Here is a 22,678-nt window from a genome sequence, read left to right on the forward strand (position 1 = left end):
AAACCGGGATCAGTCGAAGCCGGGGGCGGGCTGCCACAGGCTGATCTCGGTGCCCTGGTCGTCGGTGCAGGTGCAGCCGCGGCCGGACTTGCTCTCGTACACCTCGCCGGTCGTGCCGCCGAGCTCGCGCACCTGCTCGACCGCGGCGTCGATGTCCTGTACGTGGTAGTAGAGGTTCGGCTGCGAGGATGGGCCGCCGGCGCGCAGGCCCATCGGCACGGCAGTGTTGGTGACGTGCAGGTAGGTCTCGTGCTCGCGCCTGAACTCCCAGCCGAACAGCGGCCCGTAGAAGGCCGCCGCCAGCTCCAGGTCCCGTACGGACAGGGTGTAGTAACCCAGCTCGACACTCATGTACGGCCCTCCGCAATAATTGCCTTCAACGTTAAGGACTCACACCATAACGGAAGTGGGCAATAATTAACAGCAACGTTAACGACTTGGACGCGACCCTGGCCGCCCTCGCCGACCCCACCAGGCGCAAGGTGATCGACCTGCTGCGCGACGGGCCGCGCCCGGCCGGCGAACTGGCCCAGGCCGTACAGATGAGCGCCCCCGCGCTCAGCAGGCACCTGCGCGTGTTGCGGGCCGGCGGGCTGGTCCGCGCCGAGGCCGGGGGCGCCGACGCCCGGCTGCGGCTCTACACCCTGCGCCAGGAGCCGTTCACCGCCTTGCAGGCGTGGCTGGACCAGGTGCAGGCGTTCTGGGCCGAGCAGCTCGGCTCGTTCAAGGAGCACGTGGAGCGCGGGCGGTGAACGCGGTCAGGGCGACCGTCACCGTGCCCGTCGATCCCGCCACGGCCTTCCGGCTGTTCACCGACGAGATCGACCAGTGGTACGTACGCGGCCGCCACAGCTGGATCGACCCCGATCGCGCGGTGGCCATCCGTTTCGAGGACGGCCACCTGCGCGAACTGTGGGACGACGGCGGGCACGTGGACATGGGCCGGATCGTCCGCTGGGAGCCGCCCCACCGCGTGGTCTGGGCCGACCTGCTCAACCCGGACGGCCGGATGGAGATCGAGGTGGCCTTCACCGCGGTCGAGGACGGCACCGAGGTCCTGCTCGAACACCGCGGCCTGGACACCCTGCCGCCCGACGTGGCCGGGCGCATCCGCCGCGGCTACTCCTGGAACATCGTCCTGAGCTGGTTCGCCGCGCGGTGGCCCGAGGCGTGAGTCAGCGGCGGCCGTACTTCTTGTGCACGGCCTGCTTGCTGACGCCGATCGCGTCGGCGATCAGCGCCCAGGCCAGGCCCGCCACCCTGGCCCGCCGCACCTGGACGGCCTCCAGGCGCTCGACCTCGCGGCGCAGCGCCGTGGTGGCGCGCAGGGCCAGCAGCGGATCGTCGTCCTGCGCCTGCCGCATCAGGGACGCCAGGTCGTTCGTCATGCCCTAAAGGTAGTCCAGGAGCCTCTAAAGGTGATCCAGGAGCAGGTCGGCGATCTCCTTCGGACGTTCCATGGCCGGCAGGTGACCGGCCCAGTCCAGCTCGACCAGCCGCGCCTGGGGCAGCGTGGCCGCCAGGTGGCGGGCGCCCTCGCGGAAGAAGGTGAGGTCGAGCACGCCGGAGACGACCAGCGCGGGCACGTCGATGCGGGCCAGGTCGACCTCGTGCTCGATCTGCTCCGGGCCGGGGTGGGCGGCGAGCTGCACCTCAAGGGCGTGGCGCTGCATCTCCAGCAGCCGTCCGCGCGCCTCGTCGTCCGCGTCGGGCCCGAGCAGGGTGCGCACGTTCAGCTCGGCCGCGCCCGCCACGTCGCCGGCCTCCAGCAGGCGGTTCTCCTCGTCCCAGAACGCCCGCAGGTCGGGCGTGGGCGTCAGCGGAGCCAGGGAGTTGAGCAGCACCAGGCGCGTGGCCCGCCCGGCGGCGGCCAGCTCCAGTGCCGCCATCCCGCCGCCGGAGGCGGCGACCAGCGCCGCGCGCTCGACGCCCAGCTCGGCCATCAGGTCCGCCACGTCCCCCGAGTCGCTGTACGGGCCGTCCGCGCGCAGCGGGGTGCGGCCGTAGCCGCGGAAGTCCACCCTGATCACCCGGTGCCGGGCGGTCAGTTCCTGCCAGACGCCGTCCCACATGCCGGAGTCGGCCGCCGTCGAGTGCAGCAGCACGACGGGGTCGCCGGTGCCGGCCTCTTCGTACCAGATGGTCATCGTGCCTCCACAACCAGTCGCACGCCGAGTGCGATGAGGACGACGCCGGAGATCTGCTCCAGGCGCCGCTTGACGGACGGGCGGCCGAGGAAGGCCTTGGCCTTGGCGACCGTCCAGATGAGCAGGCCGTACCAGACGGTGTCCACCAGGACCCACACGACGGCGAGCGTCACCAGGGTCAGGGGCACGTTCTGCCCGGCGGGCACGAACTGCGGCAGGAACGACATCGCGAACACCGCCGCCTTGGGGTTGGCCATGCAGGTGCCGAGCCCGGCCAGGTACGCCCCGCGCACCCCGGCCACCGCCTCCACCTCCACGGGGGGCGAGCCCTTGCGCGCCTGCCACAGTGCCTGGACGCCCATCACGACCAGCACCACGGCGCCCGTGACGCGCATCACGTCATAGGCGACCTGCGAGGCCACCAGCAACGCAGACAGTCCGAACGCGGCGGCCAGCCCCCACAGCAGGATGCCGGTCTCGTTGCCCACCGTGGCGGCGAACCCCGAGCCGCGCCCGGACCGCAGGGTCTGGCGCAGGATGATGGCCGTGCTCACGCCTGGGACCATGGCCACCAGGAAGCACGCGCCGATGAAAGCTAACACATACATGGCAGGCATCATGGCAGAAGTTTGTCCTAGTCTCTCCTGCTTTATCCGTACAGCTTGCTGAGGCCGGCCACCGCCTCGGCCATCAGTATCCGCAGGTCGGCGGGTTCCAGCACCTCGACATCGGCCCCCATGCGCAGCAGCAGCCAGCGCGCGTGCGTGATCGACTCGACCGGCACCGTGAGCACCCGCCACCCCTCGGGGTCGGGCTCGCCCGCCGCGGCCAGCGCCGCCGTGACCACGTCCGACCCCATCGTGTACGCCAGCATGTCCTCCCGCCCCGGGGCCAGCCGGATGACGGCCTCGGTGGTGTACATGCGCTCGCGGAACTCCTTGGCGTACTCACGCCAGAACGCCGTCAGGTCGAACCCCTCCGGCCTGCGGAAATGTCCGGGAAGCTGGTCGATCGTGAGGATGCGCGAGACCCGGTAGGTGCGCGGGGAGCCCTCGGGCGGCGCGGCGACCAGGTACCAGGAGCCGCCCTTGAGCACCAGCCCGTACGGGTGGATCACCCGGTCGACCTCCTTCCTGCCCCAGCGCCGGTAGGTCATATGCAGCGGCCGCTGCTCCCACACCCCCTCGGCCACCTCGCTCAGGTGCGGCACGTCGTCGGCCGAGCGGTACCAGCCGGGCACGTCCAGCAGGAAACGTTCGCGCATCCGGGAGGCGTGCGAGCGCGGCTCGGGCGGCAGCGCGGCCAGCAGTTTCAGCTCGGCGGTCGCGGCCACCTCGGCCAGGCCCAGCTCGGCGGCGGGGCCGGGCAGCCCGGCCAGGAACAGGGAGGACGCCTCCTCGGCCGTCAGCCCGGTGAGCCGGGTGCGGTAGCCGTCCAGGAGCTGGTAGCCGCCGGCCGGTCCGCGGTCGGCGTAGACCGGGACGCCGGCCGCCGACAGGGCCTCCACGTCCCGGTAGACCGTACGGATCGAGACCTCCAGCTCGGCGGCCAGCTCGGGCGCGGTCATGCGGCCCCGCGTCTGCAGCAACAGGAGGAGGGAGAGCAGACGGCTGGCACGCATACCCGCCATTGTATTGCGCACATTTTCCGTGTTTGTATGAACATATGGAACGTTTGACCGCCATCATGAACGCCCTGCGCGCCCAGGACAGCGTCTCGGTGACCGAGCTGGCCGAGGAGCACGGCGTGTCGGAGATGACGATCAGGCGCGACCTGGACGAACTGGCCCAGCAGGGCGTGGTCCGCCGGGTCAGGGGCGGGGCGCTGTCACTGCTGCTGCGCGGCGAGGAGCCGCCGTTCGGGGTGCGCGAACGGGAGGCCGTGGAGGCCAAGAAACGCATCGGCGCCCAGGTCGCGGCCCTGATCGCGGACGGGGAGGCCGTGGTGCTGGACGGCGGCACCACCGTGCTGGAGGTGGCCCGCACCCTGGCCGGGCGGCGGCTGACCGTACTGCCGCTGGCGTTGCAGGCGGTCGGGCTGCTGGCCGCGGCGCCGCGGGTGCGCCTGGTCCTGCCCGGCGGCGAGGTGCGCAAGGGCGAGCTGAACTTCATGGGCCCGCTCACCGAGAGCTCCATCGCGGCGCTGCGCTTCGACACTGCGGTGATCGGCTGCTGCGGCCTGTCGGCCGAGCACGGCCTGACCGCGCACGACCTTCCGGAGGTCGCGGTCAAACGGGCGGCCATCGCCGCCGCCCGCCGGGTGATCGTGGCCTGCGACTCGGGCAAGTTCTCCCGTACGGCGTTCGGCGCGGTCTGCCCGATCTCCCGGCTGGACGTCGTGGTGACCGACGAGGACGTGCCGCCCGAACAGCGCGACGCGCTCGCCGCGGCCGGGGTGATCGTCGAGGTGGCCGGATGAGACGCGAACGCACGGCCGTCTACCTGCTGTTCTTCCTGGCCGGCATGGCCATCGGCACCTGGACGGCCCGCATCCCCGCCATCAAGGAGGGCCTCGGCCTGGACGCGGGACGGCTCAGCCTGGCGCTGCTGGCCACCGCCGCGGGCGCCGTCGCGGGCATGACGACCGTGGGCCGCCTGGTCGACCGCTACGGCAGCAGCCGCGTCATGATCCCGGCCGCCCTGCTGCAGGGCGTGGTGCTGGTGCCGCCCGCCTACGCCCCGAACCTGGCCCTGCTGGCCGCCTCCCTGCTGGCCTTCGGGATCGTGCACGGCATCCTGGACGTGTCCATGAACGCCAACGCCGTCGAGGTCGAACTCGCCTACGGGCGGCCGCTCATGTCGTCCTTCCACGCCGTCTACAGCATCGGCGGGTTCGCCGGGGCCACGACCGGCGGGGTGTTCGCGCAGGCGGGGCTGCCGCCGTCGGTGACGTTCGGGTGGGTCGGGGCGGTGATCGCCGTACTGGCGGTGTGGGCCTGGCGGTGGGCGCTGCGCTCGGTGCCGGCCCCGCTGCCGGCCGGCGGCGGGCGGGCCGGGCGGCCCCGGGGCATCCTGTTCCTCGGCGTGCTGGCCTTCTGCTGCCTGGTGGGCGAGGGGGCGGCGGCCGACTGGAGCTCGGTCTACCTGCGCGAGAACCTGGCCTCGTCGGCCGGGTTCGCCGCCGCCGGGTACGCCGCGTTCTCGATCACGATGACGGCCGGGCGGCTGGCCGGGGACCGGCTGGCGGTCAGGTTCGGGCCGGTGGCGCTGGTGCGGTGTTGCGGGCTGCTGGCCGCGGCGGGGCTCGGGCTGGCGCTGCTCGGCGGGCGTCCGGTGACGGGGGTGATCGGGTTCGCCCTCTTCGGGGCGGGACTGTCGTGCATCGTGCCGCAGGTGTTCTCGGCCGCCGGGCATCGCGATCCGGCCTTCGCCGGGCGGGCGCTGGCGCGGGTGGCCTCCATCGGCTACCTGGGGTTCCTGTCCGGGCCGATGATCATCGGGGCGGTGGCGCAGCTCGCCGGGCTGCCGCGGGCGCTGGCCGTCCCGGCGCTGATGGCGGCGTTCGTCGCGCTGACGGCGACCGCGCTGCGTACCCCCGAGCCGGCCGCCTGAGGGACGTCCCGGGCCTCAGGCGAACTGCTGCCAGCCGAGCCTGATCACCATCGCCACCACCACGCACAACAGCACGATGCGGACGAACGCCGTCCCGCGCCTGATCGCCATCCGCGCGCCGAGCTGCGCGCCCGCCACGTTGCACACGGCCATGCCGAGCCCGAGCGCCCACTGCACGTGGCCCTGCAGCGCGAACACCGCCAGCGCCCCGAGGTTGGTGCCCACGTTGATGATCTTCGCTGAGGCGGAGGCGGAGACGAAGTCCAGCCCGAGGATGGTGGTGAAGGCGATGATGAGGAACGTGCCGGTGCCCGGTCCCATGATGCCGTCGTAGAAGGCCACGCCCACGCCCGCCACGGCCACCGCGGTCACCACGCGGGCGTTCGTCCGCAGGTGCGGCTGGGGCAGCGCGCCCATCGACGGACGCAACGTGACGAACGCCGCCACCCCGAGCAGCACCACCATCACGACCGGGCGCAGCACGTCGGCCGAGATCGCCCCGGCCGCCCAGGCGCCCAACCCGGCGCTCAGCACGGCCAGCCCGGCGCCCGGCAGCGCCACCTGCCGGTCGATCTTGGTGGAGCGCGTGTAGGCCACGGCGGCCGAGGCCGTGCCGAACACCGAGGAGAACTTGTTGGTGGCCATCGCCTGGACGGGGGGCATGCCGGTCATGAGCAGGGCGGGCAGTTGCACCAAGCCGCCGCCGCCCACGACGGCGTCGATCCACCCGGCTCCGGCCGCTGCCGCCAGCAACACCACAACCTGCTCCAGCGGCACGCCAACCCCCTATTTCCCCCAAGAAACGCCCAGAAGACTACAACCCCCTCCTCCACCCAGCACCGGGCCCCCACCCCATCGCTCCGTCCGATGAAAGGGGACAAGGATCCAGCAGACACAACCGGACAACCGGGCCGGGCCGCTCTTGGGGCGAGGCGCCGGGGGTTCCTCAGGGCCCTCGACAGATGGCGACCATCCGTTGCGCCGGCCGCCTGCGCAACCCGTCGTAGCGGCGCAACGCCGAGCTCAGATCATCGGCCTCCCCCAGGCAGGAGGTGAGGGCGGCGGCGTCCAGAAGGGCCTGGCAGGCACCCTGCCCGAGCGAGGGCGTCATGGCGTGCGCCGCGTCCCCCACCAGGACCGTGTTCCCACTGACGAACGACCGCAGGCGCGGCGACAGGTCGTAGATCTCGTGCCGCAGCACGCTCTCCTCGTCGGCCTCGGCCAGGACGCGGGTGACGAGGCCGTGCCAGCCGGCGAAGCGGGCCCGCAGTTCCTCCAGGGACTCGCGGTGCCCTTCGGGGGTGGCGACGGCGGCGTACCAGTTGGTCGAGCCGGGCTCCTGGGGCGTGATGCCGAACACCTGGCCGGCGCCCCACGTCTCGCCATAGACCGGCGGCTCGAACCCGGCGACGCCGCGCCAGGCCACGATCCCGGAGTAGCGCGGCCGGGCGGCGTCGCCGAAGAACGCCTCGCGGACCGTGCTGCGCAGCCCGTCCGCGCCCACGACCAGGTCGTACCGGGTGCGCAGGGCCTCGGGGATCGTGATTTCCGCGCCGGTCTCGACCGTCGTCGCACCCACGGCGTCGAGCAGCATCTCCATCAGCGAGACCCTGGACAACATCAGGACGGGCGCGCCGCCCTTGCGTTCGACGCGTTCCAGGGGGAGGTCGGCCAGCCGGCGCCCGTCCGGCCTGCGGATCTGCGCCGACCGGTACGGCACGGTACGGCGCCGCAACTCCTCCCCCAGACCGAGCCGGTCGAGGGCCGCCTGGGCCTCCGGCCGGATGCCGAGCGCCGTGCCCTCCGGACGGATCTTCGGCCAGCGTTCGAGCACGGTCACCTCCCAGCCCGCCCGCCGCAGGCCGACGGCCGTCGCCAGCCCGCCGATCCCGGCACCGACGATCACCGCGGTTCCTCTCATGGCCATGCCTCCTCCTTGTTTCACCACAACTGTGGTACCACTGTTGTGGTGGTTCGGCAAGCTGGGAGGATGGCGGCCATGGCGGAGAACCGGGACCGGCGCGACCAGCTTCGCGACGCGGCGATCGAAGTGCTGGCCCGGGAGGGCGGCAGGGGCCTGACCCACCGCGCGCTCGACCGCGAGGCCGGCCTGCCGGAGGGCACGGCCAAGAACTACTTCGCCAGCCGCGACGCCCTGCTGCGGGCCGCCGCCGAACGTTGCGTCGAGCGCTACTGGGCCGATCTCCAGGCGGCGCCGGCACAGGAGATCCGGGGGCGCGACGGGCTGGCCGCGTTCCTGCGGCGGCTGGTCGACCAGGCGGTCACGGCCAACAGGTCGAGGGTCCTGGCCTACGTCGAGCTGCACGCCGAGGCGGCGCGCCGGCCGGAGCTGCGCGAAACCCTGGCCGGGCTCACCCGCGCCGACCTGGACCTGCATCTGCGCACCCACGAGGCGGCCGGCCTGCCGGCCACCCGGCGCACCGCCGCGACGGTGACGATGTGCCTGAACACGGCCCTGACCTACCTGCTCACCCAGCCCCCCGAGACGCTGGCCGACTACGGACTCGACGACCTCGACGCCTTCCTGCGCGACCTCGTCCACACCGTCTACCCGCCGAAGGATTGAGCGACAGGCGGCGTACGGACGAAGAACGGCGGGCTGCCCGACCCGCGTGGCCGTGCCGTACGGCCAGGACAAGGACGGGCAGCCCGCCGATGGGTCAGCGCGCCGGGGTCAGGCTGCGCTTCCTGGAGGCGTAGATGTCGTCGATCAGCCGGTACGTGCGCGCCTGCTCGGCCGTGAAGATGCGGTCGCGCTCGATGTCCTTCCTGATCTCCAGGACCCCGCGCCCGGTGTGCCGGGACAGGATCTCCTCCTGCTGGTCACGCATGCGCAGGATCTCCCTGGCGTGGATCTCCAGGTCGCTGGACTGCCCCCGGCCGCCCTCGGTGGCCGGCTGGTGGAGCAGGACACGCGAGTGGGTCAGGGCCGCCCGCTTGCCCGGCGCGCCCGCCGCGAGCTGGACGGCCGCCGCCGAGGACGCCTCACCGATGCAGACCGTGTGGATCTCCGGCCGGACGAACTGCATCGTGTCGTAGATGGCCGTCATCGCCGTGAACGACCCGCCCGGCGAGTTGATGTACATGTTGATGTCCTGGTCGGGGTCGAGCGACTCCAGCGTCAGGAGCTGGGCCATGACGTCGTTGGCCACCGTGTCGTCGATCGGGGTGCCGATGAAGATCACCCGGTCCTCGAACAACTTGTTGTACGGGTTCATCTCCCGCACCCCGTAGGAGGTGCGCTCGGTGAAGGAGGGCAGAACGTAACGACCGCTCATGTCAGTTCATCCCTTCGGCGATGTGGTCGACGAACCCGTACTCCAAAGCCTCACGCGCGGTGAACCAGCGGTCGCGGTCGGAGTCCTCCTGGATGCGCTCGAGCGGCTGGCCCGTGTGGTGGGCGATGATCTCGGCCATCCTGCGCTTGGTGTAGAGCATGTTGGCGGCCTGGATCTCGATGTCACTGGCCGAGCCCCCGATGCCGCCCAGCGGCTGGTGCATGACGATGCGGGCGTTGGGCAGGGCGTAACGCTTGCCCGGCGCGCCGGCGGTGAGCAGGAGCTGGCCCATGGAGGCGGCGAAGCCCATCGCCACCGTCGCCACGTCGCACGGCACGAACTGCATCATGTCGTAGAGCGCCATGCCGGCCGAGACCGAGCCCCCCGGGGAATTGATGTAGAGGGTTATGTCCCGCTTGGGGTCTTCGGCCGCCAGCAAAAGCAGCTCACCGCAGAGCCGGTTGCAAATATCGTCGTCGACCTCCTGGCCGAGCACCACGATGCGCTCCTTCAGCAGACGCTGACTGAGCTGGTCAGGCCAGGCTGCGCGCGCGGTCTCCATCATTGACGTCGCCTTTCTGTCGGACTAATTCTGCGAAAAACGCTAGACCCGGCGGCGGCGAATTCCAGTCCCTTTTCGCTGGGGGCGCATTTCACTCAGGGCGCATTACTCCCTGCGCGAAAAACTGTCGACATACAATCCCGGATATGAGAAGGAACCTCCCCCGCCGCTGGGCGTGCCTCGTCCTGGGCGGCGCGCTGCTGATGCCGTACATGATGGCCGGGGTGCTGGTGGCCGGGATGTGGCACGGCGGGGCGGCCGACCTGCTGATGCCCATCCAGGTCGGGGTGTTCGTCGCGGTGCTGCCGGTGGTGGCGCTGACCGGGCTGTTCCTGCCGGTGCGCGGCCTGGAGGTGAACGCCGCCCAGGGGCTGCTGGGCGCGCGCGTGGAGACCCCGCCGCGCCAGTCCCGCAGGTCGTGGCAGGAACGGCGGCGCACCGCCGCGTGGTTCACGCTGCACCTGGCGGTCGGCGGCGTGGTCAGCGGGTTCACACTGGCGGTGGTGCCGTTCACCGCGTTCACGCTCGTCCTGCCGTTCCTGGGCGAACCCATGCCGGTGCTGGGCGTCACCGCCGAGCCGGGGTGGCCGTCGGTGTTGTGGTCGGTGGCGGGCGTGACGGCGCTGGCGCTGCTGGTGGCGGTCGCGGCCGGGGCGGGCGCGCTGCTGGCCGCCCTGGCCTCCCCGCTGCTCGGCCCCACCCCCGCCGAACGGCTGGCCGCCGCCGAGGAGCACGCCCGTACGCTGGCCGAACGCAACCGGCTGGCCCGCGAGCTGCACGACTCGGTCGGCCACGCGCTCAGCGTCGTCACCCTGCAGGCCGCCGCGGCCGGCCGCGTCCTCGACCGCGACCCGGCCACGGCCAGGACCGCCCTGGCCGCCATCGAGCAGTCGGCCCGCGCCGCGCTGGAGGACCTCGACCACGTGCTCGGCGTCCTGCGCGAGGACGTCCGCGGCCAGGACGTCCGCGGCCAGGACCGACGCGGTGGGGACCGACACGGCGAGGACCCCGACGGCGGGCGGCGCGCCCCGCAGGCCACGCTGGCCGACCTCGGCACGCTGGTGGCCGCCTCCGGCGCCGAGGTGCGTCAGGAGGTGGGCGACCTGTCCGGCGTGCCCGCCGTGGTCTCCAGGGAGGCCTACCGCATCCTCCAGGAGGCGCTCACCAACGCGATCAAGCACGGCCACGGCCCGGTACGCCTGGCCGCCGCCGTCCAGGGCGACGACCTGCGGCTGGAGGTCAGCAACCCCGGCGCCGCACGCGGCAGGGGCCGGGGCGGGGGCAGGGGCGTGCGCGGCATGCGCGAACGGGTCCGTCTGCTCCGCGGCGACCTGCGGGCCGGCCCCGACGAGGGCGGGTGGACGGTGTCGGTCCGCCTCCCGCTACGGTCGAGCCCATGACACTCAAGGTCGTGATCGCCGACGACGAGGACCTCATCCGCGCCGGCCTGCGCGTCATCATCGACGCCGAGCCGGGCCTGCGCGTGGTCGGCGAGGCCGCCGACGGCGCCGCGGTGCTGCCGGTGGTGCGCCGCGAGCGTCCCGACGTCGTGCTGATGGACGTCCGCATGCCCGCCGTGGACGGCATCCAGGCCACCCGGCGGCTCGTGGCGCTCGACGACCCGCCCAAGGTGCTGGTCGTGACCACGTTCGAGAACGACGACCACGTCTACGACGCCCTGCGCGCCGGCGCCAGCGGCTTCCTGCTCAAACGCACCAGGCCCGACGACCTGATCCAGGCGATCAGGCTGGTCGCGGCCGGCGAGTCGCTGCTGTTCCCCGCCGCCATCCGCGCCCTGGCCGGCCGCGGGCCGCGCGGCCACGTGCCCGGGATCGACCGGCTCACCGGCCGCGAGGGCGACGTGCTGCGGCTGATGACCAGGGGCATGTCCAACACCGAGATCGCCGCCGAGCTGGTCGTCAGCCAGGAGACCGTCAAGACGCACGTCGGCAACGTGCTGGCCAAGCTGGGCGCGCGCGACCGTACGCAGGCCGTGATCGCCGCCTACGAGTCGGGGTTCGTCTCCCCCGGCTGAGCCCGGCCGAGCAGCCGCGCGGCGGGCAGCAGGGTGGCCTCGGCGGCGCTCAGCCCGCGCTCGGCCAGGGCCCGGTCCACCAGGCGCAGTCCCACCGCGTACCCGGCCATGTCGGGGACGCCGCGGGGTTCCTGGCCGAACAGGCGCACGGCGCTGTCGCCCAGCACGTACGCCGGGGTGTTCCACATGCCCTGCAGGTCGAACGCGTCCATGATCATCTCGTGGGCGCGTTCCAGCTCCTCCCCCGTGACCATCCGCGACCACGGGCCCATCGCCTCAGGCCCCGACAACTCCCGGACGAACGCCTCGGCCAGCCCTTCGGCCACCACGTGCTCGCCCACGGTCACCCGGGCCGGGTCCCACTCCACGTTGGTGTAGCGCACGTTGTGGTGGAACTCGTGCACCGCGCAGTGCGCGATCCTGCCGATGACCTCCTCCGACGGCCACCCCAGCAGGTACAGCCAGCCGGGTGAGCCGCCCATGCCGTAGTAGCCGCCGCTGACCTTCGTCAGGTGCTCGTTGTCCGGGTCGCCGAGCACGAACATCACCTGGAGCGAGTCGGCCTGCCGGGCGTCCTTCAGCGCCCGCGAGGCCCGTTCCAGCTCCCTGCGCACCTGGCCGAGCACGTCGGCCTCGATCATCGCCCGTACGGCGGGCAGGTAGCGCGGGTCCTCGACGTCGACGCGGAAGCCGGCGCCCTGGTGGTGGACGTCCACGATGTCCCCGGGGACCGGGATGGCCGGCCGGATCGGCGCCAGCATCTCCCGCAGCGCCCCGGGCCGGTCGGCGAGCGGCCCGGCCAGCAGGTCGGCCATGGCCGTGAGTGTGTCGTGAATGATGAACTCCATGCCGGGGACGCTAAAGCCTCACGTAACGTCAGGCTCAAACGCTTAAACAGGCTCAGCCACTCACAGCGGCGACTCGCCCAGTTCGTCACCCGGCGACTCCCCCGGCGTGCCGGGGCCGGTGCGGGTCGGCGACGGCGACTGCGACGGGGAGGGCTGCGGCACCGGCGTCGCAGGCGTCGGCGGCGGGGTCGGCACGAACACCGTCGGCGGAAGCTGCCGCGGCATCTGCTCGCTGTCGCGCCTGCCGAACAGCAACAACAACAGGATCGTCGTCACCAGGACCAGCAGCAGCGCCAGCGCCAGCGCGGCCAGCAGCACCCGCCTGCGGGTCTCGGTCAGCGGCAGCGCGCGCCGCAGCGGCCCCGGCAACGCGGGCGCGCGGTCAGTCAGCCAGTACGGCACGAAGTCCGGCCCGTGCGCCTGCCCGATGAACGTCCCGCCCACCATGACCGGCTCCAGGAACCGTTCGGCCCCCGCCTGCCCCGGCGCGTACGGCACCGCCACCCACGGCGCGGGCCCGTCGTCCACCTCGAGCACCTCGGGCGCGCCGTCGATCACCGAGCCGCGCGCCCGCCCGATCCCCAGCCAGCCGCGCGCGCCCGAACGCCCCGACGACTCCTTGATCGCGGTCAGGAACCGGTCGCGCGCCGCGGCGTCCAGCGCGGCGCCCCGGGTGAGCACGCCCAGCGACACCGCGCGCCCGTCGGGCCCCTGGCCCAGGTAGACGAACCCGGCCGGAGCCGTGTGCAGGCGGGCCTGCACGACGTAGCGCCCCAGCTGGGGCGGATCACCGTACTGCAGGGGACTTGCCACGTTTGCCATGAAAGCACAGACGTGGCGTCGTGCACGTTCGCGGCGCGTTTGGTGGAATGGCGTCATGAGCGTCGCCGAAGAGTTGCCAGGCGGAAACGACGCGGCACTGCTGCGTCAAAGTCTCGACGAGGTCCGGCGTGTCATCGTGGGACAGGAGCACATGGTCGAGCGGCTGGTCGTGGCCCTGCTGGCCCGCGGTCACTGCCTGCTCGAAGGTGTGCCCGGTGTCGCCAAGACCCTCGCCGCCTCCACCCTGGCCACCGTCGTGGGCGGCACGTTCGCCCGGATCCAGTTCACCCCCGACCTCGTGCCGAGCGACATCGTCGGCACCCGCGTCTTCCATCCCTCCAACGAGAAGTTCGACGTCGAGCTCGGTCCGGTGTTCGTCAACTTCCTACTGGCCGACGAGATCAACCGCGCCCCCGCCAAGGTCCAGTCCGCGCTGCTGGAGGTGATGGCCGAGCGCCAGGTCACGCTGGCCGGCGTCACCCATCCGCTGCCCAGGCCGTTCATCGTGCTGGCCACCCAGAACCCGATCGAGTCCGAGGGCGTCTACCCGCTGCCGGAGGTGCAGCGCGACCGCTTCCTGTTCCGCGTCCGCGTACCCCACCCCAGCGCGCACGAGGAGCTGGAGATCCTCCACCGGATGAGCGTCACGCCGCCCGTGCCCGGCCGGGTGCTCGACCCCGGCCGGCTGCTGGCCCTGCAGAAGGCCGCCGAGCAGGTCTCGGTGCACCAGCTCGTGGCCGACTACGTGGTGCGCCTGGTCATGTCCACCCGCGCGCCCGCCGACTACGGCCTCGGCGACCTCGCCGAGACCATCGAGATCGGCGTCAGCCCCCGCGCCACGCTCGGCCTGGTCTCGGCCGGGCGCGCGCTGGCCCTGCTGCGCGGGCGCGACTACCTGCTGCCCGACGACGTACGCGACGTCGCCGTGGACGTGATGTCCCACCGGCTCATGCTGACCTTCGACGCCCTGGCCGACGGCGTCGACCCCGAGCAGGTGGTCAAGCAGATCCTGCACGCCGTGCCGCCGCCCCTCGTCGTCTGGAACCAGAACCGTTGAACACCGCCGAGCAGGCGCTGCGGCGGCTGGAGCTGACCGTCACCCGGCGGCTCGACGGCCTGCTGCACGGCGCCCACCAGGGGCTGCTGCCCGGCACCGGCAGCGAGGCCGGCGACAGCCGCGTCTACGTGCCCGGCGAGGACGACGTACGCCGCATGGACTGGGCGGTCACCGCCCGCACCACCGTCCCGCACGTACGCGACCTGATCGCCGACCGCGAGCTGGAGACGTGGGCGCTGGCCGACCTGTCGGCCAGCATGGACTTCGGCACCGCCGACACCGACAAACGCGACCTGGTCGTGGCCGCCGTCGGCGCGATCGGCTTCCTGTCCAGCCGCTTGGGCGACCGGTTCGGCGCGCTGGTGCTGCACGACGAGTTCATCCACCGCATGCCCGCCCGTACCGGCCGCCCGGCCCTGTACGGGCTGCTCAACTCCCTCATGGACGCCCCCCTCGGCGGGGCCGTGCCCGACGCCCCCGACCTGGCCGAGGGCATCGACGTGCTGGCGGCCACCCGCCGCCGCAGGGGCCTGCGGCTGGTCGTCTCCGACTTCCTCGACGCCCGGCCCGAGCTCGACCCCGACGCCGAACGCCCCTGGGAACGCCCGATCAGGCGCCTGGCCGCCCGCCACCAGGTGCTGGCCGTGGAGATCATCGATCCGCGCGAGCTGGAGCTGCCGGACGTCGGCCGGGTGGCGTTCACCGACCCCGAGACCGGGAACGTACGTGAAGTGCACCTTTCTCCCAAAGTCCGGCAAGCATATGCAGAAGCCGCCGCCCTCCAGCGTGAGGGCACCAGGATGGCCCTGCGCCGCGCCGGGATCGCCCACCTGGTGCTGCGAACCGACAGGGACTGGGTGTTCGACGTGGCGCAGTTCGTGCTGCGCCAGCGCCGTATGAGCCACGTAGCCCACCGGAGACCCGTATGACGTTTCTCGCGCCGGGCTGGTTGTGGCTGTTCGTCCTGCTGGCGCTGGTCGTGGCCGGATACGTCGTGGCGCAGTTCGCCCGCCGCCGCTACACCGTGCGCTTCACCAACCTCGCCCTGCTCAACCTCGTCGCCCCCGCCGGGCCCGGCTGGCGCCGCCACGTGCCACCCGCGCTGTTCCTGGTCATGATGTCGCTGCTGGTGGTCGGCGCCGCCAAACCCGCCGACCAGGTACGCGTCCCCCGCGACCGGGCCACCATCATGATCGCCCTGGACGTGTCCCTGTCCATGGACGCCGACGACGTCCAGCCCAACCGGATCAGCGCCGCCAAGGCCGCCGCCCAGGCCTTCGCCAAGGAGCTGCCCGACCGCTTCAACGTCGGCGTGGTCTCCTTCGCCCGCTCGGCCAACGTCGTCATCTCCCCCACCACCGACCACCAGGCCGTCGTCACCGCCATCGGCAACCTGACCACCCGCCCCGGCACCGCGATCGGCGAGGCCGTCTTCAACTCCCTCGACTCGGTGCGCTCCTTCGACCAGCAGGCCGCCACCGACCCGCCGCCCGCCGCGATCGTGTTGCTGTCCGACGGCGACAACACCTCCGGCCGCTCGGTGAACGAGGCCATCGACGCCGCCCAGCAGGCCCGCGTCCCGGTCTCCACCATCGCGTACGGCACCCAGGAGGGCACCGTCAGCATCGACGGCAGGCCGGTGAACGTACCGGTCAACAAGCAGACCCTCCAGTCGCTGTCCGACGGCACCAGCGGCCGGGCCTACACCGCCGAGTCCGGCAGCGAACTGCGCGACGTCTACGAGCAGATCGGCACCTCGCTCGGGTTCAAGCTGGTCAGCCAGGAGATCACCCAGTGGTTCATCGTGGCCGCGATCCTGCTCGGGCTGCTGGTGGCCGGCGCCGCGGTCTTGTTCGGCACCCGGATCCCGTAACGTTTTCCCACGTGGCCCACTACTTCTCCGAGCGACCCGAGACCGCGAGCAGGCCGGGCGTGGTCGACCTGGTCCTGCCCGACCTCCATCTGCGGCTGGAGACCGACAGGGGCGTGTTCTCGCCCGAGCGGGTCGATGTCGGCACGCGCGCGCTGCTGGAGTCCGTCCCGCCGCCGCCACAGGAGGGCGACCTGCTCGACCTGGGCTGCGGCTACGGCCCGATCGCGCTGACGATGGCCGCGCGGGCGCCCGAGGCGACGGTGTGGGCCGTCGATGTGAACCGGCGGAGCCTGGAGCTGACCGAGCGGAACGCCCAGGCCGCCCGCCTTTACAAAGTAAGACCGGTGCATATCGATGAAGTGCCGGATGACGTGAAATTTCGGGCCATCTGGTCCAATCCCGCCATCCGGATTGGCAAGCCGGCTCTGCACGAAATGCTCACCAGGTGGCTCTCCCGGCTGACGCCCGACGGCGTCGCCTACCTGGTCGTCCAGAAACACCTCGGCTCGGACTCCCTGCAGCGCTGGCTCGGCGAGCAGGGCTGGCAGGCCTCCCGAGAGGCCTCCCGAGCCGCCTATCGCATATTGAAGGTGGCCCGATGAGAAGGCAGCTGCGCCCCACCGACGTCAAGCGGCTCAACCGCACCTGGCGCAGGAACACCGAGAACCGGCTCGCGCTGATCCTGGAGTCGGTGACGGGCCCGTTCAACGTCGGCTCGATCTTCCGCAGCGCGGCGGCGTTCGGCGTCGACCAGATCTGGCTGGCGGGCAACGCCACGCCGCCCACCAACCCCAAGGCGGGCAAGACGGCGCTCGGCACCGAACGCCTGGTCACCTGGCACGAGCCGGTCCCGGCCACCGAGGCGGTCAAGGCCGCCAAGGAGGACGGCTACACCGTGCTGGCCATCGAGCTGACCGGCGAGGCCCTGCCGCTGTACCGCGCCGACCTCGGCCGCGACGTGTGCCTCGTGGTCGGCAGCGAGGACCACGGCTGCTCCCCCGCCCTGCTGGAGGCCGTCGACGGCGTGTGCTACATCCCGCAGGTCGGGCGGGTCGGCTCGTTCAACGTGTCGGTGGCCGCGGCCATCGCGCTGGCCGAGGCCCGCCGCCAGGAGTGGGAGAATCTCCCCCAGACGTGACCTAACCGTTCACCCAGGGAAGGGATACTCGGGTCGTGCTCAGCCGTCGTTTCGCCTTTCTCGACCATCCGGGCCCGCTCGCCTTCGCCCACCGCGGAGGCGCGCTGGAGGGCGCCGAGAACTCGGTCGCGGCCTTCGAACGGGCGGTCGCCCTCGGCTACGACTACCTGGAGACCGACGCGCACGCCACCTCCGACGGCGTGCTGCTGGCCTTCCACGACCACACCCTCGACCGGGTGACCGACCGGCGGGGCCGCATCTCCGAGCTGCCCTACCGGGCGGTCCGGCAGGCCCGCATCGGCGGCCTGCACGAGATCCCGCTGCTGGAGGACCTGCTCGGCACCTGGCCGCAGGTGCGCTTCAACATCGACGTCAAGGAGGCCGCGGCCATCGCGCCGCTGGCCGACGCGATCCGCCGCACCAACGCCCACGACCGCGTCTGCCTGACCTCCTTCTCCGACGAACGCCTGGTCATGGCCAGGGCCGCGATGGGCCGCGAGGTGTGCTCGGCGCTCGGCCCGCGCGGCGTGGCCGCGCTGCGGGCCGCCGCGACCACCTCCGGCTACGGCCGCCTGCTGACCCGCCTGTCGCGCGCCGGGATCCCGTGCGCGCAGGTGCCCATCGGCTTCCGCGGCCTGCGCGTCACCACCGGCCGCCTGATCCGTACGGCGCACGCCATCGGCATGCAGGTGCACGTGTGGACGATCAACGACACCGTCCGCATGGAGAGCCTGCTCGACCTCGGCGTCGACGGCATCATGACCGACAACGTCATCGGCCTGCGCGAGGTCCTCGACCGCCGGGGCCTGTGGCATCCGCGCGGCATGGCGGCCTGACCGTACGGGCCCGGCGGGCGCGACCTTCCTCTCATGCGGTGATCACTGTAAGGTCATGGGCACGACATCCGGACGTGACCTGCGACCTGCGAGGATGGTCACTCCGTCAAGTTTGGTCCCATCCCCGTTTCCGGGCCGCGCGAGGCCCCCGGCCGCCCGGCCGCAGAGGAGCGACACGACACCATGGCCTCCACCGCACCCCCCGCGGCCCTCGACGACTCCCCCGCGGCGCGCCGCCGGGAACAGCGCGGCTGGTACTTCTACGACTGGGCCAACTCGGCCTTCTACACCACGATCATCTCGGTGTTCCTGGGGCCGTACCTGATCCCGGTCGCCAAGACCGCGGCCTGCGCCAAGGACTTCCCCGAGCTGGCCTCCGAGACGTGCATGTCCCAGTTCGACGCGCTCGTCCTGCGCCACCCCGGCCTGGGGTACGTCGACGTGCTCGGCGCCGACATCAGGCCCGCGGCCTTCTTCGGGCTGACGCTGACGGTGGCGGTGTTCCTGCAGATCGTGTTCCTGCCCATCGTGGGCGCGCTGGCCGACCACACCGGCCGCAAGCGGGAGCTGCTCGGCGGGTTCGCCTACGTCGGCGCGCTGGCCACCATGGGCCTGTACTTCGTCGAGGGCGACCGCTACATGCTGGGCGGCGTGCTGTTCGTCGTGGCCAACCTGGCCTACGGCTCCTCGGTGGTGGTCTACGACTCCTTCCTGCCGCAGATCTCCACCCCCGAGGAGCGCGACGGCGTCTCCTCACGCGGCTGGGCGATCGGCTACCTGGGCGGCGGCCTGCTGCTCCTGCTCAACCTGGGGCTGTTCCTGCAGCACGACAGCCTGGGGCTGAGCGAGGGCATGGCGGTGCGCATCAGCATGATGTCGGCCGGGCTGTGGTGGGCGATCTTCACGATCGTCCCGCTGCTGCGGCTGCGCAACCGTCCGGTGGCCACGCACGAGACGACGACGCTGCGCTCGGTGGGCGGCAGCTTCCGCCAGCTCGGCCGTACGCTCGCCGAACTGCGGCGCTACCCGCTGACGCTGCTGTTCCTGGTGGCCTACCTGGTCTACAACGACGGCGTGCAGACGGTCATCGGCAACAGCGCGGCCTTCGCCTCCGAGGCGCTCAAGCTGGACAAGACCGTACAGATCACGGCGATCCTGATGGTGCAGTTCGTGGCGTTCTTCGGGGCGCTGCTGCTGGGGTCGCTGGCCCGCCGGTTCGGCACCAAGCGCACGGTGCTGGCCAGCCTGGTGTTGTGGACCGGGATCGTGGTGGTGGCCATGTTCGTCGGCGAGGGGCAGGCGCTGCAGTTCTACCTGATGGCCTTCGCCATCGCGATCGTGCTGGGCGGCACGCAGGCGTTGTCGCGGTCGCTGTTCTCGCAGGTGATCCCGAAGGGGCGGGAGGCGGAGTACTTCAGCCTGCTGCAGATCAGCGACAAGGGGTCGGCGTTCATCGGGTCGCTGACCGTGACGATCGCGCTGCAGCTCACCAACAGCTACCGGATCGCCATCGTGTCCATGATCATATTCTTCGTGGTGGGCTTCGTGCTGCTCGCCCTGACGAACCTGCCCAAGGCCATCAGGGCGGCCGGCAACGAGGTCCCCTCCCGGATCTGACCCCCGTCAGGGGCCGAACCTGCGCGAGAACCAGTACGTGGCGCCCACCAGCAGGCCGGTGCCGAGGATGGCCGCCAGCACCAGCGGGCCGACGTACCCGCCGGCGCCCACGCCGTTGCCGACGGTGTTGCCGACGGTGCCGCTGACGGAGTTGCTCATGGTGTCGCCGTCCAGCAGGATCTCGGCCCGCCTGGGGACGTCGTCCTGCGCGCGGACGACCCGGTCGCCGGCGTCGTACGAACCGGGCGCACGCTCGGGGTCACGCGCCTCCAGACCGGGGATGCCCCGGACGTCGTCCTCGCGCCGCCGTTCGGGCGCCTGATCCCTGGCCCGATCGCGCCGCCCGGTCGAGCGGGCCTCCCCGTCGTCATCGTCGTCGTCCCCGTCGTCGTCAGCGGCGAGGACGAGGGCTTGGGGGGGCGACGACGCCTGCGCGGGGAGAAGCATCGCCCCGCCGCCCAGGACGAACGCGAGCGCGGCCGCCAACGCGAGCCACCGTGGTCCGAGATCCATCTACGCCTCCTGTACGACGTCCCCGTCCCCTCAGGCTGCGCGGAGGCCGTTGGGTGGCCGTGAGCGGCCGATGAGAGTCCTCTCACGCCGGGCCGGGAGTCAAACGCGGACCGTCACAGATCGGCGGCCAGGACCATCGTCCCCGGCCCGCGCGCGGCTCCGGGGCCCGGCACCGGCAGCACGGTCTCGGCGGTGACCTCCCCGCCACAGTGAGGGCAGGTGACGACGGGCGTGAACTGCCGGCCGCAGGAGTGCACGAGCAGCGCGGGCGGTCCGCCGGGCGGCGTGGACCAGCGGTCACCCCAGGCCATGAGGGTCATCAGCGCGGGCACGACGTCACGCCCCGCCTCGGTCAGCAGGTATTCGTGGCGCACCGGCCGTTCCTGGTAGGGCCGTTTCTCCACGACCCCCGTCGCGACGAGATGGTCGAGCCGGCGGGCCAGCAGGTTGCGCGAGATGCCCAGGTCCTCGGCGAGGTCGTCGAACCTGCGCAGGCCCAGGAACAGGTCACGCAGGATCAGCGGCGTCCAGGGCTCGCCGATGACGCCGACGGCCTGGGCTATGGAGCAGTGCATCTCACCGAACCTGTTCATGCACCCAGGATAGTCGGTTGATAAAGTGAACCCATGACAGTTCACATTCAGGACTCACCCGCCCGGGCGTACCGCGAGGCCGGCGAGGCGCATGACGTCCAGGCGATCAAGGCGACGTTCGCCGACGGGGTGGTGTTCCATTCGCCGCTGAGCTACAGAGCCCGCTTCGACGGCCGCAGACAGGTGGGCGAGCTGTTCGAGGCCGTCTTCGACGTACTGTCGGACCTGCGCTACCAGAGCGACATCGGGGACGGGAACGTCCGCATGCTCACGGCGACCGCCCGGGTGGGCCGCCAGGAGCTGAACGAGGTCGCCCAGCTCGTCCTGGACGACGACGGCCTGATCCGGGAGCTCACGATGTGGATCAGGCCGCTGCCGGCGCTGACCGCACTGATGGCCGCGCTCGGCCCCCGGATCGCCAGAGGCAAGGGCACGCCGGGCCTTCCGCTGCTGGTCAGCGCGGCCTCCAAGCCGCTGGCGGCGATGACGAACTTCGGCGACCGCACACTGGTGCCGCTTCTGACGTGACCTCCACGGCATGACGATGCTCCAAAGAGAGAGCAGTGCTCTTGACATGGCGGGCCCATGGCGAGAGCATTGCTCTCATAACGGAGCAACGCCCTCAGCAAGGAGCATCCCATGACCGCCCCCCGCCTCACCTCCGCCGCCTTCGCCCTCGGCGGCATCCTGTTGTTCGCCTATCCGGTGTTGCGCCCGTCCGGCGACGACGCCGTCGCGATGGCCTCGACCGGCTGGGTCACCGGCCACCTGGCCGCGATGCTCGGCTTCGTACTGCTCGGCCTGGGCGTGCTCGGGCTCCACCAGGTGCTCGGCGACCGCCTGTCGCTGCGGGCGGCCGCGGTGACCTGGGTGGGCGCCGGCCTCACGCTCCCCTACTACGGCGCCGAGGATTTCGGCCTGCACGTGATCGCCGCACGTTCCCTGGCGGACGGGAACCCCGCACTGATGGAGCTGGCCACGCAGTTCCGCTTCCACCCGGTCGCGATCACCATGTTCGCCTCCGGGCTCGCGCTGCTCGGCGTCGGCGCGGTGATGGCCGCGGTGGCCGTCTGGGGCACGGGGACGCTGCCCAGGCAGGCCGGAATCGTGCTCGGGCTGGGTTTCGCACTGTTCATCCCGCAGTTCTTCAGCCCGTACCCGGTGCGGATCGCGCACGGGGCGCTCATCATGATCGGCGCGTTGTGGCTGGCATCGAGCCTGGTCAGGGCCCGTCGCACAGGGGTCGCGGCCTGAGAACGCGGAGCCGATCGGAGCGGGCTCGAATAACCGAGGCCCCAAGCGCGATTGGATCACCCCGCGGGTGGGAATCCCATCACGGTACCAAGCGTTAGACACCGTGGGAGACAGACCCCCCACGTATGGGGGCCCTGTAGGAGGCATTTAGACATGGGCGAGCGCGCGCTTCGTGGCACCCGGCTCGGGGCAACCAGCTACGAGAACGACCGTAACACGGATCTGGCCCCACGCCAGGAGGTGTCCTACACCTGTCCTAAGGGCCATCGCTTCGAGGTTCCGCTTGCCGCCGAGGCCGAGATCCCCGCGACCTGGGAGTGCCGCATGTGCGGCGTGACCGCGGTGCGGGTCGACGGTGAGCAGCCGGAGTCGAAGAAGACCAAGCCCCCGCGGACACACTGGGACATGCTCCTGGAGCGGCGGTCCATCGAGGACCTGGAAGAGGTGCTCAACGAGAGGCTCGCGGTGCTCCGCGCGCAGCGACGCAAGAGCGCCTGACGACCTCTCACGGTGAAAACCCCCGGGCGGCGCCC

Annotated in this window: 30 protein-coding genes; 17 read left to right on the forward strand and 13 right to left on the reverse strand. The window is 71.8% G+C overall.

Annotated features, from left to right (window positions below; translation table 11 throughout):
- Positions 1-9: 9 nt before the first annotated feature.
- Positions 10-351, reverse strand: coding sequence for a VOC family protein (locus tag DMB42_RS24665; protein WP_125637383.1), 342 nt, complete (start codon positions 349-351; stop codon positions 10-12).
- An 86-nt stretch (positions 352-437) separates the two neighbouring features.
- Here DMB42_RS24665 and DMB42_RS24670 point away from each other — a divergent pair, with 86 nt between their 5' ends.
- Positions 438-752, forward strand: coding sequence for a helix-turn-helix transcriptional regulator (locus tag DMB42_RS24670; protein ID WP_260477911.1), 315 nt, complete (start codon positions 438-440; stop codon positions 750-752).
- Positions 749-1,174, forward strand: coding sequence for an SRPBCC domain-containing protein (locus DMB42_RS24675; protein ID WP_185844845.1), 426 nt, complete (start codon positions 749-751; stop codon positions 1,172-1,174). Before DMB42_RS24670 ends, DMB42_RS24675 begins: the two co-directional genes overlap by 4 nt.
- Before the next feature lies 1 nt (position 1,175).
- Here the strand turns inward: DMB42_RS24675 and DMB42_RS24680 are convergent, their stop codons facing one another.
- From DMB42_RS24680 to DMB42_RS24695, 4 genes are read right to left on the reverse strand one after another with little or no spacing between them, the layout of a single operon-like run.
- The gene (locus DMB42_RS24680; RefSeq protein WP_125637386.1) at positions 1,176-1,388 is read right to left on the reverse strand and encodes a hypothetical protein; all 213 of its coding nucleotides are present in this window, start codon (positions 1,386-1,388) and stop codon (positions 1,176-1,178) included.
- Between the two features lie 24 nt (positions 1,389-1,412).
- On the reverse strand, positions 1,413-2,147 hold the full coding sequence (locus DMB42_RS24685; RefSeq protein ID WP_125637387.1) for an alpha/beta fold hydrolase: 735 nt from the start codon (positions 2,145-2,147) through the stop codon (positions 1,413-1,415).
- Positions 2,144-2,755, reverse strand: a complete 612-nt coding sequence (locus tag DMB42_RS24690) for a LysE family translocator (RefSeq protein ID WP_260477912.1) — start codon at positions 2,753-2,755, stop codon at positions 2,144-2,146. The genes DMB42_RS24685 and DMB42_RS24690 overlap by 4 nt, the downstream gene beginning before the upstream one ends.
- Positions 2,756-2,796: 41 nt before the next feature.
- A complete protein-coding gene (locus DMB42_RS24695; protein WP_125637389.1) occupies positions 2,797-3,768 on the reverse strand; it encodes a YafY family protein in 972 nt (323 codons plus the stop codon).
- 44 nt (positions 3,769-3,812) lie between these two features.
- Between DMB42_RS24695 and DMB42_RS24700 the strand changes: the two genes are divergently transcribed.
- Entirely contained in the window at positions 3,813-4,565 is a 753-nt protein-coding gene (locus tag DMB42_RS24700; protein ID WP_260477913.1) for a DeoR/GlpR family DNA-binding transcription regulator, read from the forward strand.
- Positions 4,562-5,698: an MFS transporter gene (locus DMB42_RS24705; RefSeq protein ID WP_125637390.1), complete on the forward strand. Its 1,137-nt coding sequence runs from the start codon at positions 4,562-4,564 to the stop codon at positions 5,696-5,698. Before DMB42_RS24700 ends, DMB42_RS24705 begins: the two co-directional genes overlap by 4 nt.
- Positions 5,699-5,713: 15 nt before the next feature.
- Here DMB42_RS24705 and DMB42_RS24710 read toward each other — a convergent pair whose 3' ends face one another.
- Positions 5,714-6,475: a TSUP family transporter gene (locus tag DMB42_RS24710; protein ID WP_125637391.1), complete on the reverse strand. Its 762-nt coding sequence runs from the start codon at positions 6,473-6,475 to the stop codon at positions 5,714-5,716.
- A 169-nt stretch (positions 6,476-6,644) separates the two neighbouring features.
- A complete protein-coding gene (locus tag DMB42_RS24715; RefSeq protein WP_125637392.1) occupies positions 6,645-7,625 on the reverse strand; it encodes an FAD-dependent monooxygenase in 981 nt (326 codons plus the stop codon).
- A 72-nt stretch (positions 7,626-7,697) separates the two neighbouring features.
- Between DMB42_RS24715 and DMB42_RS24720 the strand changes: the two genes are divergently transcribed.
- Entirely contained in the window at positions 7,698-8,285 is a 588-nt protein-coding gene (locus tag DMB42_RS24720) for a TetR/AcrR family transcriptional regulator (protein WP_125637393.1), read from the forward strand.
- A 94-nt stretch (positions 8,286-8,379) separates the two neighbouring features.
- Here the strand turns inward: DMB42_RS24720 and DMB42_RS24725 are convergent, their stop codons facing one another.
- Both DMB42_RS24725 and DMB42_RS24730 read right to left on the reverse strand, forming a co-directional pair.
- Positions 8,380-8,997, reverse strand: a complete 618-nt coding sequence (locus DMB42_RS24725) for an ATP-dependent Clp protease proteolytic subunit (protein WP_125637394.1) — start codon at positions 8,995-8,997, stop codon at positions 8,380-8,382.
- 1 nt (position 8,998) lies between these two features.
- A complete protein-coding gene (locus tag DMB42_RS24730) occupies positions 8,999-9,562 on the reverse strand; it encodes a ClpP family protease (protein ID WP_125637395.1) in 564 nt (187 codons plus the stop codon).
- A gap of 143 nt (positions 9,563-9,705) precedes the next feature.
- Here DMB42_RS24730 and DMB42_RS24735 point away from each other — a divergent pair, with 143 nt between their 5' ends.
- Entirely contained in the window at positions 9,706-10,959 is a 1,254-nt protein-coding gene (locus DMB42_RS24735; RefSeq protein ID WP_125637396.1) for a sensor histidine kinase, read from the forward strand.
- Complete coding sequence (locus DMB42_RS24740) at positions 10,956-11,594, forward strand: response regulator transcription factor (RefSeq protein ID WP_125637397.1); 639 nt, start codon at positions 10,956-10,958, stop codon at positions 11,592-11,594. Before DMB42_RS24735 ends, DMB42_RS24740 begins: the two co-directional genes overlap by 4 nt.
- Here DMB42_RS24740 and DMB42_RS24745 read toward each other — a convergent pair.
- Together DMB42_RS24745 and DMB42_RS24750 are read right to left on the reverse strand one after the other, a co-directional pair.
- Positions 11,564-12,442 (reverse strand): DUF2268 domain-containing protein, encoded by an 879-nt coding sequence (locus DMB42_RS24745; RefSeq protein ID WP_125637398.1) that lies wholly within the window; start codon positions 12,440-12,442, stop codon positions 11,564-11,566. The genes DMB42_RS24740 and DMB42_RS24745 overlap by 31 nt on opposite strands.
- 60 nt (positions 12,443-12,502) lie before the next feature.
- On the reverse strand, positions 12,503-13,264 hold the full coding sequence (locus DMB42_RS24750; RefSeq protein WP_125637399.1) for a hypothetical protein: 762 nt from the start codon (positions 13,262-13,264) through the stop codon (positions 12,503-12,505).
- Positions 13,265-13,319: 55 nt separating this feature from the next.
- On the opposite strand from DMB42_RS24750, the gene DMB42_RS24755 reads away from it, so the two are divergent.
- From DMB42_RS24755 to DMB42_RS24785, 7 genes are all read left to right on the forward strand, one after another.
- A complete protein-coding gene (locus tag DMB42_RS24755; protein ID WP_125637400.1) occupies positions 13,320-14,321 on the forward strand; it encodes a MoxR family ATPase in 1,002 nt (333 codons plus the stop codon).
- Positions 14,318-15,250 (forward strand): DUF58 domain-containing protein, encoded by a 933-nt coding sequence (locus DMB42_RS24760; RefSeq protein ID WP_125637401.1) that lies wholly within the window; start codon positions 14,318-14,320, stop codon positions 15,248-15,250. The genes DMB42_RS24755 and DMB42_RS24760 overlap by 4 nt, the downstream gene beginning before the upstream one ends.
- The gene (locus DMB42_RS24765) at positions 15,247-16,194 is read left to right on the forward strand and encodes a VWA domain-containing protein (protein ID WP_125637402.1); all 948 of its coding nucleotides are present in this window, start codon (positions 15,247-15,249) and stop codon (positions 16,192-16,194) included. Before DMB42_RS24760 ends, DMB42_RS24765 begins: the two co-directional genes overlap by 4 nt.
- Positions 16,195-16,205: 11 nt before the next feature.
- The gene (locus DMB42_RS24770) at positions 16,206-16,796 is read left to right on the forward strand and encodes a class I SAM-dependent methyltransferase (protein ID WP_125637403.1); all 591 of its coding nucleotides are present in this window, start codon (positions 16,206-16,208) and stop codon (positions 16,794-16,796) included.
- Positions 16,793-17,332 (forward strand): TrmH family RNA methyltransferase, encoded by a 540-nt coding sequence (locus DMB42_RS24775; RefSeq protein WP_125637404.1) that lies wholly within the window; start codon positions 16,793-16,795, stop codon positions 17,330-17,332. The genes DMB42_RS24770 and DMB42_RS24775 overlap by 4 nt, the downstream gene beginning before the upstream one ends.
- Before the next feature lie 35 nt (positions 17,333-17,367).
- Positions 17,368-18,168: a glycerophosphodiester phosphodiesterase family protein gene (locus DMB42_RS24780; protein ID WP_125637405.1), complete on the forward strand. Its 801-nt coding sequence runs from the start codon at positions 17,368-17,370 to the stop codon at positions 18,166-18,168.
- A gap of 183 nt (positions 18,169-18,351) precedes the next feature.
- A complete protein-coding gene (locus tag DMB42_RS24785; protein WP_125637406.1) occupies positions 18,352-19,785 on the forward strand; it encodes an MFS transporter in 1,434 nt (477 codons plus the stop codon).
- Positions 19,786-19,791: 6 nt separating this feature from the next.
- On the opposite strand, the gene DMB42_RS24790 is transcribed toward DMB42_RS24785, so the two are convergent.
- Positions 19,792-20,298 carry a hypothetical protein gene (locus DMB42_RS24790; RefSeq protein ID WP_125637407.1) on the reverse strand — a complete coding sequence of 169 codons (507 nt, stop codon included), beginning with the start codon at positions 20,296-20,298 and terminating at the stop codon, positions 19,792-19,794.
- A gap of 113 nt (positions 20,299-20,411) precedes the next feature.
- Positions 20,412-20,891 carry a helix-turn-helix domain-containing protein gene (locus DMB42_RS24795; RefSeq protein ID WP_185844846.1) on the reverse strand — a complete coding sequence of 160 codons (480 nt, stop codon included), beginning with the start codon at positions 20,889-20,891 and terminating at the stop codon, positions 20,412-20,414.
- Positions 20,892-20,924: 33 nt separating this feature from the next.
- Between DMB42_RS24795 and DMB42_RS24800 the strand changes: the two genes are divergently transcribed.
- From DMB42_RS24800 to DMB42_RS24810, 3 genes are all read left to right on the forward strand, one after another.
- Positions 20,925-21,419 (forward strand): nuclear transport factor 2 family protein, encoded by a 495-nt coding sequence (locus tag DMB42_RS24800; protein ID WP_125637408.1) that lies wholly within the window; start codon positions 20,925-20,927, stop codon positions 21,417-21,419.
- Positions 21,420-21,530: 111 nt separating this feature from the next.
- A complete protein-coding gene (locus tag DMB42_RS24805; RefSeq protein ID WP_125637409.1) occupies positions 21,531-22,145 on the forward strand; it encodes a hypothetical protein in 615 nt (204 codons plus the stop codon).
- 153 nt (positions 22,146-22,298) lie between these two features.
- Positions 22,299-22,643 (forward strand): RNA polymerase-binding protein RbpA, encoded by a 345-nt coding sequence (locus DMB42_RS24810; protein ID WP_125637410.1) that lies wholly within the window; start codon positions 22,299-22,301, stop codon positions 22,641-22,643.
- Positions 22,644-22,678: the final 35 nt, after the last annotated feature.

The organism is Nonomuraea sp. WAC 01424 (assembly GCF_003947315.1).
In the GTDB taxonomy this organism is placed as follows: domain Bacteria; phylum Actinomycetota; class Actinomycetes; order Streptosporangiales; family Streptosporangiaceae; genus Nonomuraea; species Nonomuraea spiralis.

What these genes read in the sequence shown, in the direction of transcription:
- DMB42_RS24690 (WP_260477912.1), bottom strand. Translation starts at nt 2,755, where the DNA reads ATGTATGTGTTAGCTTTCATCGGCGCGTGCTTCCTGGTGGCCATGGTC.
- DMB42_RS24685 (WP_125637387.1), bottom strand. Translation starts at nt 2,147, where the DNA reads ATGACCATCTGGTACGAAGAGGCCGGCACCGGCGACCCCGTCGTGCTG.
- DMB42_RS24775 (WP_125637404.1), top strand. Translation starts at nt 16,793, where the DNA reads ATGAGAAGGCAGCTGCGCCCCACCGACGTCAAGCGGCTCAACCGCACC.
- DMB42_RS24755 (WP_125637400.1), top strand. Translation starts at nt 13,320, where the DNA reads ATGAGCGTCGCCGAAGAGTTGCCAGGCGGAAACGACGCGGCACTGCTG.
- DMB42_RS24680 (WP_125637386.1), bottom strand. Translation starts at nt 1,388, where the DNA reads ATGACGAACGACCTGGCGTCCCTGATGCGGCAGGCGCAGGACGACGAT.
- DMB42_RS24810 (WP_125637410.1), top strand. Translation starts at nt 22,299, where the DNA reads ATGGGCGAGCGCGCGCTTCGTGGCACCCGGCTCGGGGCAACCAGCTAC.
- DMB42_RS24800 (WP_125637408.1), top strand. Translation starts at nt 20,925, where the DNA reads ATGACAGTTCACATTCAGGACTCACCCGCCCGGGCGTACCGCGAGGCC.
- DMB42_RS24705 (WP_125637390.1), top strand. Translation starts at nt 4,562, where the DNA reads ATGAGACGCGAACGCACGGCCGTCTACCTGCTGTTCTTCCTGGCCGGC.
- DMB42_RS24805 (WP_125637409.1), top strand. Translation starts at nt 21,531, where the DNA reads ATGACCGCCCCCCGCCTCACCTCCGCCGCCTTCGCCCTCGGCGGCATC.
- DMB42_RS24735 (WP_125637396.1), top strand. Translation starts at nt 9,706, where the DNA reads ATGAGAAGGAACCTCCCCCGCCGCTGGGCGTGCCTCGTCCTGGGCGGC.
- DMB42_RS24720 (WP_125637393.1), top strand. Translation starts at nt 7,698, where the DNA reads ATGGCGGAGAACCGGGACCGGCGCGACCAGCTTCGCGACGCGGCGATC.
- DMB42_RS24730 (WP_125637395.1), bottom strand. Translation starts at nt 9,562, where the DNA reads ATGATGGAGACCGCGCGCGCAGCCTGGCCTGACCAGCTCAGTCAGCGT.
- DMB42_RS24765 (WP_125637402.1), top strand. Translation starts at nt 15,247, where the DNA reads ATGACGTTTCTCGCGCCGGGCTGGTTGTGGCTGTTCGTCCTGCTGGCG.
- DMB42_RS24695 (WP_125637389.1), bottom strand. Translation starts at nt 3,768, where the DNA reads ATGCGTGCCAGCCGTCTGCTCTCCCTCCTCCTGTTGCTGCAGACGCGG.
- DMB42_RS24715 (WP_125637392.1), bottom strand. Translation starts at nt 7,625, where the DNA reads ATGGCCATGAGAGGAACCGCGGTGATCGTCGGTGCCGGGATCGGCGGG.
- DMB42_RS24700 (WP_260477913.1), top strand. Translation starts at nt 3,813, where the DNA reads ATGGAACGTTTGACCGCCATCATGAACGCCCTGCGCGCCCAGGACAGC.
- DMB42_RS24750 (WP_125637399.1), bottom strand. Translation starts at nt 13,264, where the DNA reads ATGGCAAACGTGGCAAGTCCCCTGCAGTACGGTGATCCGCCCCAGCTG.
- DMB42_RS24785 (WP_125637406.1), top strand. Translation starts at nt 18,352, where the DNA reads ATGGCCTCCACCGCACCCCCCGCGGCCCTCGACGACTCCCCCGCGGCG.
- DMB42_RS24725 (WP_125637394.1), bottom strand. Translation starts at nt 8,997, where the DNA reads ATGAGCGGTCGTTACGTTCTGCCCTCCTTCACCGAGCGCACCTCCTAC.
- DMB42_RS24740 (WP_125637397.1), top strand. Translation starts at nt 10,956, where the DNA reads ATGACACTCAAGGTCGTGATCGCCGACGACGAGGACCTCATCCGCGCC.
- DMB42_RS24745 (WP_125637398.1), bottom strand. Translation starts at nt 12,442, where the DNA reads ATGGAGTTCATCATTCACGACACACTCACGGCCATGGCCGACCTGCTG.
- DMB42_RS24790 (WP_125637407.1), bottom strand. Translation starts at nt 20,298, where the DNA reads ATGGATCTCGGACCACGGTGGCTCGCGTTGGCGGCCGCGCTCGCGTTC.
- DMB42_RS24665 (WP_125637383.1), bottom strand. Translation starts at nt 351, where the DNA reads ATGAGTGTCGAGCTGGGTTACTACACCCTGTCCGTACGGGACCTGGAG.
- DMB42_RS24795 (WP_185844846.1), bottom strand. Translation starts at nt 20,891, where the DNA reads ATGAACAGGTTCGGTGAGATGCACTGCTCCATAGCCCAGGCCGTCGGC.